Consider the following 14,896-nt stretch of genomic DNA (forward strand, 5'->3'; position numbering starts at 1 on the left):
GTGAAACTTTACGATAAAGCGGCGCATGACCTTCATGATTTGCTGCAAAAGAAGGAAATCTCCTCGACTGAGCTGACGAAGGACGTGCTTTTACGCTTAGACGAGGTCGAAGAAAAGGTCGGGGCGTATCTGACCGAGCTGCGTGAGTCGGCGCTCGTGCAGGCGGCGCACGCCGATGAGAAGATCGCACGCGGAGAGTCGCTCGCCTTTTTGGAGGGCATTCCCGGCGCGATCAAGGACAATATATGCACGAAGGGTGTCAGGACGACGTGCGCTTCCAAGATTTTGGAGAACTTCGTACCGCCCTATCATGCGACGGTCATGGAAAAGCTCGCGAAAGAGAATCCCGTCATTTTGGGAAAACTCAATATGGATGAGTTTGCGATGGGCGGCTCGACGGAAAACTCCGCTTACAAAAAGACGCACAACCCGTGGAACCTCGATTGCGTGCCGGGCGGCAGCTCGGGCGGCAGCGCGGCGGCGGTGGCTGCCGGTACGGCGGTCTGGGCGCTCGGCTCCGATACGGGCGGCTCGATTCGTCAGCCGGCGTCGTTTTGCGGCGTTGTCGGCATGAAACCGACGTATGGCCGCGTTTCGCGCTACGGACTCGTCGCGTATGCATCGTCGCTCGATCAGATCGGTCCCGTGACGCGCGATGTGACGGACTGTGCGCATGTATTGAACGTCATCGCCGGACACGATGCGATGGACTCGACATCGAGTGCCGCGCCCGTGCCCGATTATACGAAGGCATTGATCGAGGACGTGAAGGGGCTTAAAATCGGCTTGCCGAAAGAGTATTTCGTCAAGGGGATGGACGCCGATGTGGAGCAGGCGGTTCGCAAGGCGATCGCAGACTTTGAAGCGATGGGCGCAGAGGTCACGGAAATCACGCTGCCGTATACGGAGTATGCGATCTCGACATACTATCTGATCGCGCCGGCGGAAGCCGCGACGAACCTCGAACGGTACGACGGTGTGAGCTATGGTGCGCGTGTCGATGGTGCGGACATCGTCGAGATGATGACGAAGACGCGCAGCGAGAAGTTCGGCGAGGAAGTCAAACGCCGCATCATGATCGGCAACTACGCGCTTTCTGCGGGCTATTACGATGCGTATTACCTCAAGGCGCTGAAGGTGCGCACACTCGTGCAAAAGGACTTCACCGACGCCTTCGAGAAGGTCGACGTCATCATGGCGCCGACGGCGCCGACGCCGGCTTTCAAGATCGGTGCGATGGTTTCCGATCCGTTGAAAATGTATTTGCAGGATATATGTACCGTGCCGTTGAACCTTGCGGGTCTGCCGGGCATCTCTGTGCCTTGCGGCTACTCGGCGAAGGGGCTGCCCATCGGCCTGCAGATCATCGGCAAGGCGCTCGCGGAGGAGACGATCCTGCGTGCCGCTTATGCCTATGAGCAGACGCATTCTTTTCACAAAGACCGAGCGAAGATCGGAGGGGCAGAGGGATGAATTACGAAGCAGTCATAGGGCTTGAGATCCATAGCGAACTCAAGACGAATACGAAAATTTTCTGCGGCTGCGCCACGAAGTTCGGCGCCGAGCAGAACACGCAGGTCTGCCCCGTGTGCTTGGGGCTGCCCGGCGTGCTGCCCGTGCTCAACAAGCGCGTCGTCGAGTTCGCCATCAAAGCGGGACTTGCGCTCAACTGCACGATCAACAAGTACAGCAAATTTGACCGCAAGAACTATTACTATCCCGATCTGCCGAAGAACTTTCAGACCTCGCAATATGATCTGCCGATTGCCGAGCACGGCTATGTCGATATCGAAACGGAAAACGGCACGAAGCGCATCCGCATCCTGCGCATCCACATGGAGGAAGATGCAGGCAAGCTCGTCCATTCGGGCGCGACGATCACGGATTCTCTGACGTCGAACGTCGATTACAACCGCACGGGCGTACCGCTCATCGAGATCGTTTCCGAGCCGGATATGTCAACGCCGGCAGAAGCACGCGCCTATATGGAGAAGATCAAGTCGATCCTCGAATATATCGACGTTTCCAACTGCCGCATGGAGGAAGGCAATTTGCGCGCCGACCTCAATATTTCGCTTCGCCCCGTCGGAACCAAAACGCTCGGAACGAAAGCGGAGATGAAGAACATCAACTCCTTCAAAGCGGTCGAGGATGCGCTTTCCTATGAGATCGAGCGGCAGGAAGAAATCCTCGAAGACGGCGGGCATATCGTGCAGGAAACGCGTACATGGGATCCCGAGCGCGGCATCACGAAATCCATGCGCTCGAAGGAAGAGGCGCACGACTACCGCTACATGCCGGAGCCGGATCTCGTGCCTATCGTGACGACGGCAGAGGAGATCGAGGCATACCGCAAGGCCTTGCCCGAGCTGCCGGACGCACGTCGCGAGCGCTATGGGAAAGCGTTTGGTCTGTCGGATTATGATGCGGGCATCCTCACGGCATCGCGCCCGCTGGCAGAGTATTTCGAGGCGTGCCTTGCGGGCGGCGCGGACGCGAAAAGCGCGGCGAATTGGATCATGGGCGATCTCGCGAAGAACCTCAACGCCGAGGGCAAGACGATTGAAGAATCGCCGGTCGAAGCCTCGCGCCTCGCGCAAATGATTGCGCTCATCGAAAAGGGAACGATCTCGTCGAAGATCGCCAAGAAGGTTTTTGCCGAGATGTGGACATCGAGCGATGCGCCCGAGAAGATTGTCGAGGATAAAGGGCTTGTGCAGATCACGGACACGAAGGAGATCGAAGCGATCGTCGATGCCGTCATCGCCGCCAATCCGAAGCCTGTCGCCGATTATAAGAGCGGCAACAAAAAGGCGGTCGGCGCTCTCGTCGGTCAAGTCATGAAGCAGTCGAAAGGCAAGGCAAATCCGCAGATGGTCAATCAGCTTCTCGCGGATAAATTGCGCTGATACGTTTATGATGGTTTTGGAAAGCAGCCGTTTTTGCGGCTGCTTTCCTTTTTGCAGGGAAAAGGGAGCTTTCCGCGAATAAAATAAAGGAAACGCTGATAAAATGAAGTTGCCCAGATTTGCACAGATGCGCTGTGCCGATGGCGGTCAACGTCAGCCAATCATGCGGCGCACTTCGCGCTTCTAAAAGTACATCATGGATGATTTTCGCGACAGCAGAAAGGTGATCGCCATGCAATATAAAGCTGTGATTTTCGATCTCGACGGTACGCTTGTCAACTCCTTGGACGACTTGGCGGACAGCGTGAATCTCATGCTGGAAGGCTACGGATTTCCAACGCATGTAGTGGAAAAGTATCGATATTTCGTCGGCAACGGTTCCAAAAAACTCATGGAGCGGACATTGCCTGCGGCAAAGGCGGCAGACGCTGCCTTCGTTGAAGAAGCGCTCGCGAAATACAAGGCGATTTATCAAGAGCGTCTGTTGGAAAAAACGCGTCCTTACAAGGGCGTGCGCGAGCTTCTGAGCGCATTGAAGAGCCGTGGGATTCCGCTGGCAGTCTGCACGAACAAGCACAACGATGCGGCGCTGACCATCGTGAAGATTCTTTTTGCACCCGACACCTTTGCAAAAGTGCTTGGCGACCGCGCAGGTTTCCCGAAGAAGCCGGATCCTGTGACACCGTTGGAAATCGCCGCGCACCTCGGTATGAAGCCCGAAGAAGTCGCTTATTTGGGCGATACGTCCGTTGACATGGAAACCGCCGTGCGTGCGGGATTCCTGCCCGTCGGCGTGCTTTGGGGATTTCGCCCCGCGCAGGAGCTTGTGGAAAGCGGCGCGAAAGTCTTGCTCAAAGAACCGTTGGAACTTTTGGAGAACGTGGATTTTTGCGAGAACATGGGATGAATTTGAAGGAACGAGAAGCGATGAAAAAAGAAATCCCCGTACAGCAGGGAAAAACATACGAAATCACCGTCCGGACGCTCGGCACGAGCGGTGAAGGCGTGGGACGCGTGAAAGACTTCACCGTATTCGTGCCCGGCGCACTGCCCGGCGAGCGAGTGCTCGTCTGCATGGAAGACGTCAAGAAAACGTATGCACGCGGCAAGCTCGTGGAAATCTTGGAGAAAAGCCCCGAACGCGTCGAGCCTCTCTGTCCGATCTACGCATCCTGCGGCGGCTGTCAGCTGCAGCACCTTTCCTACGAGGGGCAGCTGCGCCTAAAAAGGCAGCAGGTTGTCGATGCAGTTGAGCGCATCGGGGGGCTTTCCGGCATCGAGATTTTGCCCATCTTAGGCGCGAAAGATCCTTGGTTTTATCGGAACAAGATGCAGTTTCCCGTCGGCAGGAAGCGGGGAAAGACCGTCATCGGCTGCTTCGCCAAAGGATCGCACGACATCATCGACACGCGCGACTGTCGGATTCAAAAAGAAGGCAACAACATCATCGTCAACGTCATGCGCGAGATCGTCGAGCGTTTGCGTATTCCCGTCTACGATGAGGACCGCCATACAGGCGTCCTGCGTCACGTTGTCGGCCGCATCGGGGAAAACGGCGAAGCCATGATCGTTCTCGTCACAGCGACGAAGGACTTGCCCAAGGCGAAAGAAATCACGCGCCTTTTACGAGAGCGCGTGCCGAATCTCAAAAGCGTGCAGCAAAATATCCAGACGTATCGCAATAATGTCATCTTAGGACGTGAAACCAAGCTCCTTTGGGGCAAACCGACGATTCCCGACTGCATCGGCAAACTGCGTTTTTCCATCTCGACGAGATCCTTCTTCCAAGTCCATACGGAGCAGGCTGCCGTTCTCTATGAAAAGGCGCTGGAATACGCCGATCTCAACGGCAAAGAAACCGTCCTCGATGCCTACTGCGGCACGGGCACCATCACCCTTTTCCTCGCACAAAAAGCCCATCGCGTCTACGGCATCGAAATCGTCAAACCCGCAATCGAGGACGCGAAAAAGAATGCGCGTGATAACCGCATAAAAAATGCCACATTCCTCGTCGGAGACGCCACGAAACTCATGCCGCGTCTCTACCAAGAAAACATCCGCCCCGACGTCGTCGTCGTCGATCCGCCCCGCGCCGGCTGCACGGAAACCGTCCTGAAAACCTTCGCCGCCATGCACCCCGACCGCATCGTCTATGTGTCCTGCAACCCCGCAACCCTCGCCAGAGATCTGGCACTTTTAGCAGGGTTGGGATATATGACGAAAGAGATACAGCCCGTGGATATGTTTCCGCAAACATCGCATGTGGAGTGCGTGGTATTGATGTCAAGAGATTAGAAGTAAACGTAGAGAAAAGGGCTTGAAATTAAGGGATTCCGAGGATATTGCCCATGTCAGGCGTATCTTCCGGAGTCCCTTTCTTATGCTCGCTGACAGTAGTTCTCGCACCAGGAAATCGGTATGTGTAACAAGAGAACTACTTTTTGCCCGTGGCGTAACAAGGCAACTACTGTTTTTGGGTTTTCGGAGGGTGAGTAACAAGGGAACTATTGTCAGTTCATCCGCAAACAATAGTTGACCAGAGAGAATAATAGGAGTAAAATAGATTGCGTAAATGCGCAATTACGCATATCGGAGTGAGGAGGGATTCTCAATGTCTAAAACCGATAATGATGTAAAAAAGACGCCTGATTCGGAGAAGAGAACAACTTTGAATCTTTCTGTAACTGTCGCGGATAAACAATTCTTGAAAATATATGCTGCGGAACATGGAATTACTGTAGCTGCAGTGATACATGAGTGTATCACTGAGTATCTTTCAAGAAAAAAGAAATAGGAACACGGATGGAGGTGTTTTTATGGCGGACAGATTAACGCCAGAACAACGCCGCAAGAATATGCAGCATGTCCGCAATAAGGATTCTGAAATAGAACTATTGTTACAGAAGGAATTATGGCGCAGAGGGCTTCGCTACAGAAAGAATGTCAAAAGCATTATCGGGTGTCCCGATGTTGCCTTTAAAGGATTGAAGATTGCGATTTTTTGTGACTCGGAATTTTGGCATGGATTTGAATGGGAGACGAGAAAATCCGACATAAAGAGTAATCGCGATTTTTGGATTAAGAAGATTGAAAGAAACATATCCCGGGACGAAGAGGTTAATGAAGCTCTTAGTTCTGAAGGATGGACTGTACTGCGATTTTGGGGTAAAGACATAAAGAAGAACTTGTCTGAGTGTGCAGATATCATAGAAAGAATTGTAAAGGAGAAAAGAAAATGCCTTACAGAACAATAGACCTCTGCGCAGGAATAGGAGGAATCCGAAAAGGATTCGAGAGAACCGGAGAGTTCGAAAATGTTCTCTCTTCAGAGATAGATAAATATGCCTGTCAGACATATATGCATCTATATGGTGAAAACCCGGAAAATGATTTAACTTCCGAGGAGTTCAAGACCTTGGTTGAGAATACGGAATACGATGTATTGCTTGCGGGGTTCCCGTGCCAAAGCTTCAGTAGACAAGGCTATGAACTTGGATTTGATGATGAAAAACGAGGTGTTATTTTCTCTCATATTGCTGAAATAATCCGACGCACTTCGCCGAGAGCAGTTTTTCTTGAAAATGTAGATAATCTGGTAAGGCATGATAAGGGGAATACGTTTCACACCATAATTGACATTCTGGAGAGACAATTAGATTACAAGGTGATCGGGGTTCATCGCGGAGTAGAGGGCGCACCACTCTATGATGGAAGAGATTTTGTAAGGAATTCCCGATATTTTGGAATACCCCAGAACCGTCCGAGAACATATATCATGGCTTTCAGCCGCGAGCATTTTGGTGATGCGGCAGACTATCTTCCGGAGGTACTTCCTGTAGAGAATCAATTAGTTATATACCGAGATTTGCGTGAGTTGTTGGAGCTTGGGGCAGATCCTAAGTATTACTTGGCATCCGGGTATTTCGATACCTTAATACGACACAGAGAAAGGAATAATAGAAACGGTAACGGATTCGGATACAAAGTAGTTAACGCAGAGACCATACCATATCCTGTTGCAAATACGATACTGGCTACCGGAGGCTCGGGAAAAGAGCGAAATCTGGTATATGATCCTCAAGATGATATTCCCGGAATGATTTATCCGACAAAAACCACACCGCTAAATGACAGCTGTGTCCGCTTTATGACTCCGAGAGAATGGGGAAAACTGCAAGGCTTCATAGGTTATGCTTTTATAGAAGACGGCGTAGAGACATTTTCTTTCCCGGAAGGAATGAGCGAAACACAGCAGTACAAGCAGTTTGGCAATTCGGTTACAATTCCCGTGATTCAAACAATGGCAGAATTCATGTTAAGATGCCTTGACATGAATTGAAAATAATAATCAGGAATAATTTCAAAATGTAATATTGGATTGCGGCGTTTAAACAGCGCTGCTTTTCTTTTTGGAGGAAAGAAAATAAAGAATATATTTTTAAAATATTTATAGAATGTATTGACAAATGTAGCTGTTTCGATGTATACTATTATCAAATAATAGTAGGAGGAAAATATCATGGCTGAGACTAAAAGGGAACGTTTTGTTAGGCTTGTGGAAGCGCGTACAAATAAAATACTTGAGATGATGAGACTGTTAGGTAATTGCTCAAGCAAAGCTAACTATGAGTATACAGATGATGATATAAAGCAGATTTTTTCTGCATTAGAGAAAGAACTTAAGAATACAAAGAATCGTTTTCTCGGGCTTGATGCAAAAGAGGAACGTTTTACATTGAAATAAGAGGTGACTGAAATGGGAAAAGTATGTTGGAACTTTCCTCTTCTTGGAACCGGCAGTCTCAGCGGAAGTAACGATGTTGCGATTACGATGTTTAAAGGCTCTGGAATCATGGACGGACTTGCGCGCGAGGTGTGCCAGAATTCCTTGGATGCCCGTGATGCTGACATCGCCGCAGACGAACCGGTAAAAGTGAAGTTTAAGCTGTTCGAACTTGAAAGAGACCGTTTTTCAATGTTCGAAGAATTCAGGCAAGCATTGCAAGGCGCATATGATTATTGGAATAACAGCCCGGTAAAGACACAGAAGATCATAGACTTCTTGGATACCGTGTCTAAGTACTTGGCAATGAAAAAAATCCCGGTACTGACTATGAGTGATTACAATACCATCGGCCTGAATGGCGTTAAACCGGCTCTGGGTGAAACGTCATATTGGGAGTTGCTTGTTAATACAGAAGGTATTTCCATTAAGCAGAACCAAAATAGTGCCGGATCATTTGGTATCGGCAAGAATGCGCCTTTTGCTTATTCCGGGCTTAGCACGGTTTTCTATAATACGTTGGCTAAGGACGGCGGTCGTGCATTTGAAGGCGTGACTCATCTTGTTACTACTCAAAAAGAGTACAAGGGCGATATGCGACCGACTCATCCGTCCGGAAAGTATCTATATCTGGAAGACGAATATACAGGGAGACCAATACTTCCGGAAGACAAGTGTTCACTTGCGGCAATTGAAGAATTTAACAGAACCGCGACAGGAACTGACGTGGCTATTTTCGGATTTAAAACTGAAGAGTATGAAAACTGGGAAGAGGCAGTAACGGTTGCCGTTCTTAAAAACTTTATCCTTGCGATAAAGGACGGAAAGCTTGAAGTAGAAATTGAGTCTCCGTCAAAACGGTATACTGTGTCAAAGCAGTATCTGGAAGAACTACTCTATAAGAGGTTTAAAGATAATGTACCGTTGAAGTGGACGCGGCAGATTTATGAGACCGTGACAAAAACTGAGCCTCAAACAGCAACCATCGCTGAAAAAGATGATCTCAGTATCTATGTTCGCTATGATGACGGGTATTCTGCTGCATTGTCGAGATTCCGCTCGACGGGAATGCTGATCAACACAACAACAGAGTCTCTTCCGCACTACTCGGTAGTCATTATAGTAAATGATGTCGGAGAGATGACACTGAGCAAAACGCTGAGAGAGGCTGAGCCGCCGCAGCATACGGAATGGAAGGCGAAGAATATCACAGATAATCGAACCCTACATAACCTTGCAGCGAGATACATCAGGAATATTACCAAGGCAGTTCAGAAGGTTCTTGATGAATTTGAACGTGCCGATATAACGGACAGGATGGATGCCGGGATAGGAAACTATCTTCCGGATGCCTCAGAGGGAGCATCGGAAGAGGGAACAGACGGTCTCCGTACAGATGTAAAAATCAGTGAAATATCTTCGTATGAAGGAAGAGTCTTTTACAATCACCAGTATGAGAGTGCTTCTTCCAGCGAAGGATCAGAAACTCAGAAGTCTGGAATTAAGACTGGAAAAAAGAAATGTAAGAAACGGCAGAAGGATAAAATTCCGGTTGTCAAACCTACAGATAAAGGCGGTAAAGGTGTTTCTGCGGGGGCAGGTAAGGTTAAAATATCCTCGCTCAGTTTGTCCGATCATAGGACCTTCTATATGGCGGGCAACAAATACCATATGTTTATCAATGCGCCAAAAGGATATGATAGAGTTTACATTCAATTCTATGCCGGGCGCGATGATGATAAACAGGATGCAGTCAGCATAAAGAACGTAAAGGTTGACGGTATGTCTTTGATGGAAGTTCATGGAGAGAAAATCGGCCCGATCCCGATTAAAGAAGGCAGAAATAATCTCTATATTGAATTTGAAAATAATGAGATCATGGCAGTAATACCTGTCTTTACAATGGAGGTGACATCGGATGAGAAATAGAGCAATTGAGTATCCGCACCCGGTGTTAAATGAATATACAAGGGATTATCTCAACAGCAGATTTGCGATAGATGTTCTCTCTCACACAGACAACGGCTCGGAAATCATTATCGAACTGGAATGTCAAATTGATTGTGACGGGCTTGTGCAAACCATCTCGGCAGGGGATGCGAAAGCAATTTTAAGACTAACCTGCTACAGAACTTCTTTGAGAGAAACATACGACTTAAATTCGTCTGGATCCACCATAATCAGGATATCAAAGAAAAATGTGGCAGACAGTGTTGACTTACAGGCGATGATTGTTGCTGCACGGGAAATCAACAAATTCAGGCTTCCCGAGTTTAATACGGATTATTTCGGAAGCATTGAATTTAAAATCAGAAAGGGAGATGTCCTCGCCAACGAACCGGGTTTGAAGATTAAACTAAATACAATGCTTGAGAAAAATATGGCCGGCATTGTGCAAGTTCGCGGCGATCTCAATGCCACTAATATGAATGTGCATTTTGCTGAAGTGTCTGAGGAGCGTCCGGATCTGACTGATTACATTGTAATAACTCTTCCTGATATGGATTATAAAAATTATGCACGTATGATGACCAAAAAACATCTGAAGAATGGTGTTGAAAGGTTTGTTCAGGCATCGGTTATTCTCCCCGCAATCACTGAAGCAGTGGGGAAACTTCGAGCTGAAGAAACTACTGTCGGAGATGATGGGGACACAATAACGCATTTTAAGGGGACCGTATGGGCTGATTCGATTTATGCGGCACTGATAAAGTATGGTATTACGGACTTGTTAGAGAATCAGATGTCTGATTACGAAATTGCGAATATTTTATTGGGAAACGTTACCAGTGATTCTATCAGTAACTTGATGCAGAAGCTGACTGAGTGGTCTACTATCAGAGAGGATGATCCGACCTTATGACTTTAATCTATTTTACTAAGGATGCGTATAAACTCCTCAAGAAGGATTTGGTCAATAATAAAGGAAATTACTATAGTGAGGATCCTTGGCTTGAAGAGTATTTCGCAACTGCCAAAATCGATGAATACTTCAAGACATCTTCCGTTGTTGTACCAAATATTAATCTGATGTATTCAGGGGATGATGACGAGGCAAAAAATCAAGATGACCTGAATAATATCAGACTGCTTTATGGAGCTTTTAAAGATAAAATCACACCACTCCAAGCTTCCGATCCGATGCTGTGGTCTGCACTTTGCCATATAACATATAAGGAATATGTGCTGAAGCGCTGGAAAAAGGACGATGGAACGGTTCGTATTGATCAAAGATTTTTTGCTACTGAGGGAAGATCGTCCCTGTGTTATTACAATGCCATATCACGTCTTTGGTGGTCAGGCTACCTGACTTATGATGAAGAACGAGAAAAAAGCAATCCATATCATTTGACTGAAACTCTGTTTTCCGCGCAGCAGATTCAAAAGGACTTATTCGACCAGTCTATGAGTATGAATAAGACCGTTGTTAAAGGTTTACTTATGGCATTGAAACGGATACAGGAAGAAACCGGAAATGCAAGTACCCCGGTATTCAGACAGTGCTGTGATTCATATCTGAATCATTATGGCGCTGTTTCGGTGCTTGATTCACTTGCCGCAGAGGACATTGAAGAGATTGCATTTGAGTTTATGAAAAAGAACGTTAAGGCTAAGCGTAAATAATAGCCGAAGTGATATTGTCAAGATCGGTTGACACATTTCCCACAAGGAAATGAAATCCGTTAATTGTAAAATGAAATCGGACACTTAAAAAGAACAGGCAGGAGTACCTGTGGTAGAATGTTTTTGACAGAAAACAAAACCGAAAGGAAGCATCCTACATGTCCAAGAAACATTCTACCACAACTACGCGAAACTTAAGACAGTGTACAACTACATCGATCTCGGGATCATCTGCATAAAGAGCATGGATCTGCCGCTTCGCGTGAGAAGGAATAACAAGCGCCATCATCGCCGCCAAAATCGTCGGATTTTGGGAGAGCCTAGAGACTCATCCGGATGCGGTGAACGAGCGTCAGGAGTTTGGTCACTGGGAGATCGATAAGCTTGTCGGTCAGCGCACAGTCGGTGAAGTGCTGCCCACCTTAGATGAGCGAACGACCCGTCGCCGCTACATCATAAGGAGTTTTGGCAAGACAAAAGCCAGTGTAGCGACTGGGCGGGTTCTTCTGCACCAGACGTATGGTGATAATTTTCATTTGCATGTAAATTTTACCACAAAAAGCGGTTCGCCGATTCGAAAGAATTTGCGAACCGCTTTTGTTATTTCGGGTGTTTTATTTCACACATCCAATGTCACAGCATGAGCTAGGTAATCGAAGAAAATGAAGAAAATTTTTATTGGATGACAGCTATGCAGATCTATTAAACAGCCGCAAATTGCAGGGAAAGATTGCAGTTTGCGGCTGTTCGAGATTTTCAAGCACATTTTATGGCACGGGAATCAAGCGGGAGCAGGTTTCGTGACCGTCGTGCAGGAGATTCGTGCGTAAGTTGTGCAGATGTGAGAAGAGCGGTGTGAAGAGGATGCGCATCTTGAAGCGCAGGAAGGAATGGGATGTGCAGCCGAAGATGGGGATGCGATTGAGCGCGTAATGGTCGTCGTTTGGGTAGTCAAGCCCGTAGTTGACGGTGAATGCCGTGCGGTAGCCGGCTTCTTTTATGACGCGCTGTACCTCGTCGTTATATGCGCCGCAAGGATAGGCGATGGATGTGACACTCTTTTGGAGGTGTTCTTCGATTGCTCGTTTTGAATCTACAGCTTCATGGTACAGCTCTTCGGGTGAACCGAGTTCGCTGAGTGCGACGTGAGTCATCGTGTGGCATTGGATGTCGATGGAGCCGGAGTCCTGCATTTCCTGGGCGATTTCCCATGTGAGATAGTTTGGATAGACATTGAGATAGTCTGTGATGATGTAGATTGAGCCTTTAAGTCCATATTTTTGCAAGATTGGGTATGCGTTGTTGTAGTTGTCTATATAGCCGTCATCGAAGGTGATGAGGATAGGATGATCCGGGAGAGATGCACCGTTTTCTAGGTGATCGGCGAGTTCATCTGCCGTAATGGTATGGTAGCCATTTTCGGCAAGATATTTCATCTGCGCATCAAATTCAGCGGTGCTCAAGGTCAGAGCGTTGTGGTCGCGGTCATTGATCTGATGGTAGTTAAGCACGGGAATGCCGCCTTGATAGCTTGTAGATGAGAGAATGGCTGCGGAGAGCAGGAGCATGAGGAGAACAGCGAAGAGAATCTTTTTCTTTGATATACGCACGGGAAAACACATCCTTCATTGAGTAGCGTTTGACAAGTTTTTTAAAGAAGCACGGATAAAATAGAACTCTCCGATTTGTCGATGCCAAGAGGCAAGAAGATGTGCCGAGACGACGAAACGGCGTGTAGAAGGCACGATTCTAAACAAGAGGAGTCGTATTTGATAGCTTCTAGTTCCCTATCATATAGCAGAGCGTTTTTTCTGTCAAGAATATAGGAAATGCGGATAAGGGAAGCATGGATAAAATGAAATCGCCCAGATGAGGATCTGTCGACGACGAGAGGATGGTAGAGATCTGTGAAGATGAGTGGCTGAATTTATCCGTGATTTTTATGGAAAACGGAGGAAAATTTTGTTGACAAATAGGAGCGATGTTGCCATAATGTATACATGTTTACAACAGGAATGAGCGTTGGGAGGATTTCAGATGAGACATGTGCTTTCCATACTTGTGCGGAATCAGTCCGGCGTGCTCGTTCGTGTTGCGAGCATGTTTTCGCGGCGGGAGTTTAATATCGACAGCCTATCGGTCGGTGTAACGGAAACCGCAGAATTTTCCAGGATTACCGTCGTCGTGCATGGCGATGAGGAGCTTATTGACCAGATGATGAAGCAGCTCGAAAAGCTGCCCGATGTCGTCGAGGTGCAGGCGCTTTCGCCGGAAACGTCGGTTTTCCGCGGCACGACGCTCATCAAGGTCAAGGCGGACGATACGAATCGGCTTGATGTGCTCAAGATGGCGGAGATTTTCCGTGCGCATGTCGTCGATGTACAGCCGACGACCTTGATTTTCGAGATCACGGGGGATGATGAGAAGGTCACGGCTTTCTTGCAGCTTCTCTCACCCTACGGCATCTTGGAGACGATCCGCACGGGGTTGATTGCCCTAGAGCGCGGCGAACATACCATTTATGAGAATTGCGAGGAGAGAGAGTACTATGGCAAAAACTTACTATGATCAAGACGTGAACTGGGAAGTCATGAAGGGCAAGACGGTTGCTGTCATCGGTTACGGCAGCCAGGGACATGCACATGCGTTGAATCTTAAGGAGAGCGGCGTCAACGTTGTCATTGGTCTTTACGAAGGATCGAAGTCTAAGGCCGCCGCCGAGTCCCATAATCTCAAGGTTTTGCCGGTCGCTGAGGCGGTCAAGCAGGCGGATGTCACGATGATCTTGATTCCGGATGAGAAGCAGGCGGATGTTTACAAGAACGAGATCGCACCGAATCTCAAGCCCGGCAGTGCTCTTGCTTTCGCACATGGATTCAACATCCATTTCCAGCAGATCGTTGCGCCGGCGGATATCGATGTGTTCATGGTCGCGCCGAAGGGACCGGGTCATCTCGTGCGCCGCACGTTCACGGAAGGCGGCGGCGTCCCTGTCGTCTTTGCTGTCTATCAGAATCCGACGGGAAAGTGCTTCGACGTTGCGCTCGCTTATGCGCGCGGCATCGGCGGCACGCGTGCAGGCGCGATCGAGACGACCTTCAAAGATGAGACGGAGACCGATCTCTTCGGCGAGCAGGCTGTCCTCTGCGGCGGTGTATGCGCACTGATGCAGGCAGGCTTCGAGACGCTCGTCGAGGCGGGCTATAAGCCGGAGATGGCGTACTTCGAGTGCTTCCATGAGATGAAGCTCATCGTCGATCTGCTCTACGAGGGCGGTATGGCGAAGATGCGCAAGTCGATTTCCGATACGGCGGAGTACGGTGATTACATGGTAGGTCCGCGCATCGTTACGCCTGCGGTCAAGGCGGAGATGAAGCAGGTTTTGAAGGAGATTCAGAATGGTACGTTCGCACGCAACTGGCTTCTCGAAAATCGTGCTGCCGGCCGTGCGAATTTCCTCGCTGAACGCCGCATCCATGCCGAGCATCAGATTGAGAAAGTCGGCGCAGAACTGCGCGGCATGATGAGCTGGCTCAAGGATCAGAAAGAGCTTCAGTTCTGATTTTGGACGACCATAATT

The 14,896-nt window shown here is 48.7% G+C and carries 16 protein-coding genes; 14 read left to right on the top strand and 2 right to left on the bottom strand.

Going from position 1 to position 14,896, the window contains the following annotated elements:
* Both gatA and gatB read left to right on the top strand, forming a co-directional pair.
* Positions 1–1,473, top strand: coding sequence for an Asp-tRNA(Asn)/Glu-tRNA(Gln) amidotransferase subunit GatA (gene gatA / locus ACO5Z0_RS09115; RefSeq protein WP_485650033.1), 1,473 nt, complete (start codon positions 1–3; stop codon positions 1,471–1,473).
* Positions 1,470–2,909 (top strand): Asp-tRNA(Asn)/Glu-tRNA(Gln) amidotransferase subunit GatB, encoded by a 1,440-nt coding sequence (gene gatB / locus ACO5Z0_RS09120; RefSeq protein ID WP_485650034.1) that lies wholly within the window; start codon positions 1,470–1,472, stop codon positions 2,907–2,909. The genes gatA and gatB overlap by 4 nt, the downstream gene beginning before the upstream one ends.
* Here gatB and ACO5Z0_RS09125 read toward each other — a convergent pair.
* Positions 2,878–3,147, bottom strand: coding sequence for a hypothetical protein (locus tag ACO5Z0_RS09125; RefSeq protein WP_485650035.1), 270 nt, complete (start codon positions 3,145–3,147; stop codon positions 2,878–2,880). The two genes, gatB and ACO5Z0_RS09125, sit on opposite strands and share 32 nt — an antisense overlap.
* Here ACO5Z0_RS09125 and ACO5Z0_RS09130 point away from each other — a divergent pair.
* From ACO5Z0_RS09130 to ACO5Z0_RS09175, 10 genes are all read left to right on the top strand, one after another.
* Positions 3,142–3,816, top strand: coding sequence for an HAD family hydrolase (locus ACO5Z0_RS09130; RefSeq protein ID WP_485650036.1), 675 nt, complete (start codon positions 3,142–3,144; stop codon positions 3,814–3,816). The genes ACO5Z0_RS09125 and ACO5Z0_RS09130 overlap by 6 nt on opposite strands.
* Positions 3,817–3,836: 20 nt before the next feature.
* A complete protein-coding gene (rlmD, locus tag ACO5Z0_RS09135; RefSeq protein ID WP_485650072.1) occupies positions 3,837–5,204 on the top strand; it encodes a 23S rRNA (uracil(1939)-C(5))-methyltransferase RlmD in 1,368 nt (455 codons plus the stop codon).
* 316 nt (positions 5,205–5,520) lie between these two features.
* Entirely contained in the window at positions 5,521–5,703 is a 183-nt protein-coding gene (locus ACO5Z0_RS09140) for a hypothetical protein (protein ID WP_314642554.1), read from the top strand.
* A 22-nt stretch (positions 5,704–5,725) separates the two neighbouring features.
* A complete protein-coding gene (locus ACO5Z0_RS09145) occupies positions 5,726–6,163 on the top strand; it encodes a very short patch repair endonuclease (protein WP_485650037.1) in 438 nt (145 codons plus the stop codon).
* Complete coding sequence (dcm, locus tag ACO5Z0_RS09150; protein ID WP_485650038.1) at positions 6,145–7,248, top strand: DNA (cytosine-5-)-methyltransferase; 1,104 nt, start codon at positions 6,145–6,147, stop codon at positions 7,246–7,248. The genes ACO5Z0_RS09145 and dcm overlap by 19 nt, the downstream gene beginning before the upstream one ends.
* Positions 7,249–7,428: 180 nt before the next feature.
* Complete coding sequence (locus ACO5Z0_RS09155) at positions 7,429–7,653, top strand: hypothetical protein (RefSeq protein WP_485650039.1); 225 nt, start codon at positions 7,429–7,431, stop codon at positions 7,651–7,653.
* Positions 7,654–7,665: 12 nt separating this feature from the next.
* On the top strand, positions 7,666–9,621 hold the full coding sequence (locus ACO5Z0_RS09160; RefSeq protein ID WP_485650040.1) for a hypothetical protein: 1,956 nt from the start codon (positions 7,666–7,668) through the stop codon (positions 9,619–9,621).
* Complete coding sequence (locus tag ACO5Z0_RS09165; RefSeq protein WP_485650041.1) at positions 9,611–10,555, top strand: hypothetical protein; 945 nt, start codon at positions 9,611–9,613, stop codon at positions 10,553–10,555. Before ACO5Z0_RS09160 ends, ACO5Z0_RS09165 begins: the two co-directional genes overlap by 11 nt.
* Positions 10,552–11,316, top strand: coding sequence for a DUF6339 family protein (locus ACO5Z0_RS09170; protein ID WP_314642541.1), 765 nt, complete (start codon positions 10,552–10,554; stop codon positions 11,314–11,316). The genes ACO5Z0_RS09165 and ACO5Z0_RS09170 overlap by 4 nt, the downstream gene beginning before the upstream one ends.
* Positions 11,317–11,657: 341 nt before the next feature.
* The gene (locus ACO5Z0_RS09175) at positions 11,658–11,960 is read left to right on the top strand and encodes a hypothetical protein (protein WP_485650042.1); all 303 of its coding nucleotides are present in this window, start codon (positions 11,658–11,660) and stop codon (positions 11,958–11,960) included.
* Between the two features lie 123 nt (positions 11,961–12,083).
* Here ACO5Z0_RS09175 and ACO5Z0_RS09180 read toward each other — a convergent pair whose 3' ends face one another.
* A complete protein-coding gene (locus ACO5Z0_RS09180) occupies positions 12,084–12,884 on the bottom strand; it encodes a polysaccharide deacetylase family protein (RefSeq protein WP_485650073.1) in 801 nt (266 codons plus the stop codon).
* A gap of 469 nt (positions 12,885–13,353) precedes the next feature.
* Between ACO5Z0_RS09180 and ilvN the strand changes: the two genes are divergently transcribed.
* Together ilvN and ilvC are read left to right on the top strand one after the other, a co-directional pair.
* Entirely contained in the window at positions 13,354–13,884 is a 531-nt protein-coding gene (gene ilvN, locus ACO5Z0_RS09185) for an acetolactate synthase small subunit (RefSeq protein WP_485650043.1), read from the top strand.
* A complete protein-coding gene (gene ilvC, locus ACO5Z0_RS09190) occupies positions 13,865–14,878 on the top strand; it encodes a ketol-acid reductoisomerase (protein WP_485650044.1) in 1,014 nt (337 codons plus the stop codon). The genes ilvN and ilvC overlap by 20 nt, the downstream gene beginning before the upstream one ends.
* The last annotated feature ends 18 nt before the right edge of the window (positions 14,879–14,896 follow it).

The organism is Selenomonas sp., assembly GCF_057272215.1.

Bases quoted from the DNA above. Each gene is read 5' to 3' on its own strand.
- ACO5Z0_RS09130 (WP_485650036.1), top strand. From the start codon at position 3,142: ATGCAATATAAAGCTGTGATTTTCGATCTCGACGGTACGCTTGTCAAC.
- ACO5Z0_RS09180 (WP_485650073.1), bottom strand. From the start codon at position 12,884: ATGCTCCTGCTCTCCGCAGCCATTCTCTCATCTACAAGCTATCAAGGC.
- ACO5Z0_RS09160 (WP_485650040.1), top strand. From the start codon at position 7,666: ATGGGAAAAGTATGTTGGAACTTTCCTCTTCTTGGAACCGGCAGTCTC.
- ilvN (WP_485650043.1), top strand. From the start codon at position 13,354: ATGAGACATGTGCTTTCCATACTTGTGCGGAATCAGTCCGGCGTGCTC.
- ACO5Z0_RS09155 (WP_485650039.1), top strand. From the start codon at position 7,429: ATGGCTGAGACTAAAAGGGAACGTTTTGTTAGGCTTGTGGAAGCGCGT.
- gatB (WP_485650034.1), top strand. From the start codon at position 1,470: ATGAATTACGAAGCAGTCATAGGGCTTGAGATCCATAGCGAACTCAAG.
- ACO5Z0_RS09140 (WP_314642554.1), top strand. From the start codon at position 5,521: ATGTCTAAAACCGATAATGATGTAAAAAAGACGCCTGATTCGGAGAAG.
- ACO5Z0_RS09170 (WP_314642541.1), top strand. From the start codon at position 10,552: ATGACTTTAATCTATTTTACTAAGGATGCGTATAAACTCCTCAAGAAG.
- ilvC (WP_485650044.1), top strand. From the start codon at position 13,865: ATGGCAAAAACTTACTATGATCAAGACGTGAACTGGGAAGTCATGAAG.
- ACO5Z0_RS09165 (WP_485650041.1), top strand. From the start codon at position 9,611: ATGAGAAATAGAGCAATTGAGTATCCGCACCCGGTGTTAAATGAATAT.
- rlmD (WP_485650072.1), top strand. From the start codon at position 3,837: ATGAAAAAAGAAATCCCCGTACAGCAGGGAAAAACATACGAAATCACC.
- ACO5Z0_RS09145 (WP_485650037.1), top strand. From the start codon at position 5,726: ATGGCGGACAGATTAACGCCAGAACAACGCCGCAAGAATATGCAGCAT.
- dcm (WP_485650038.1), top strand. From the start codon at position 6,145: ATGCCTTACAGAACAATAGACCTCTGCGCAGGAATAGGAGGAATCCGA.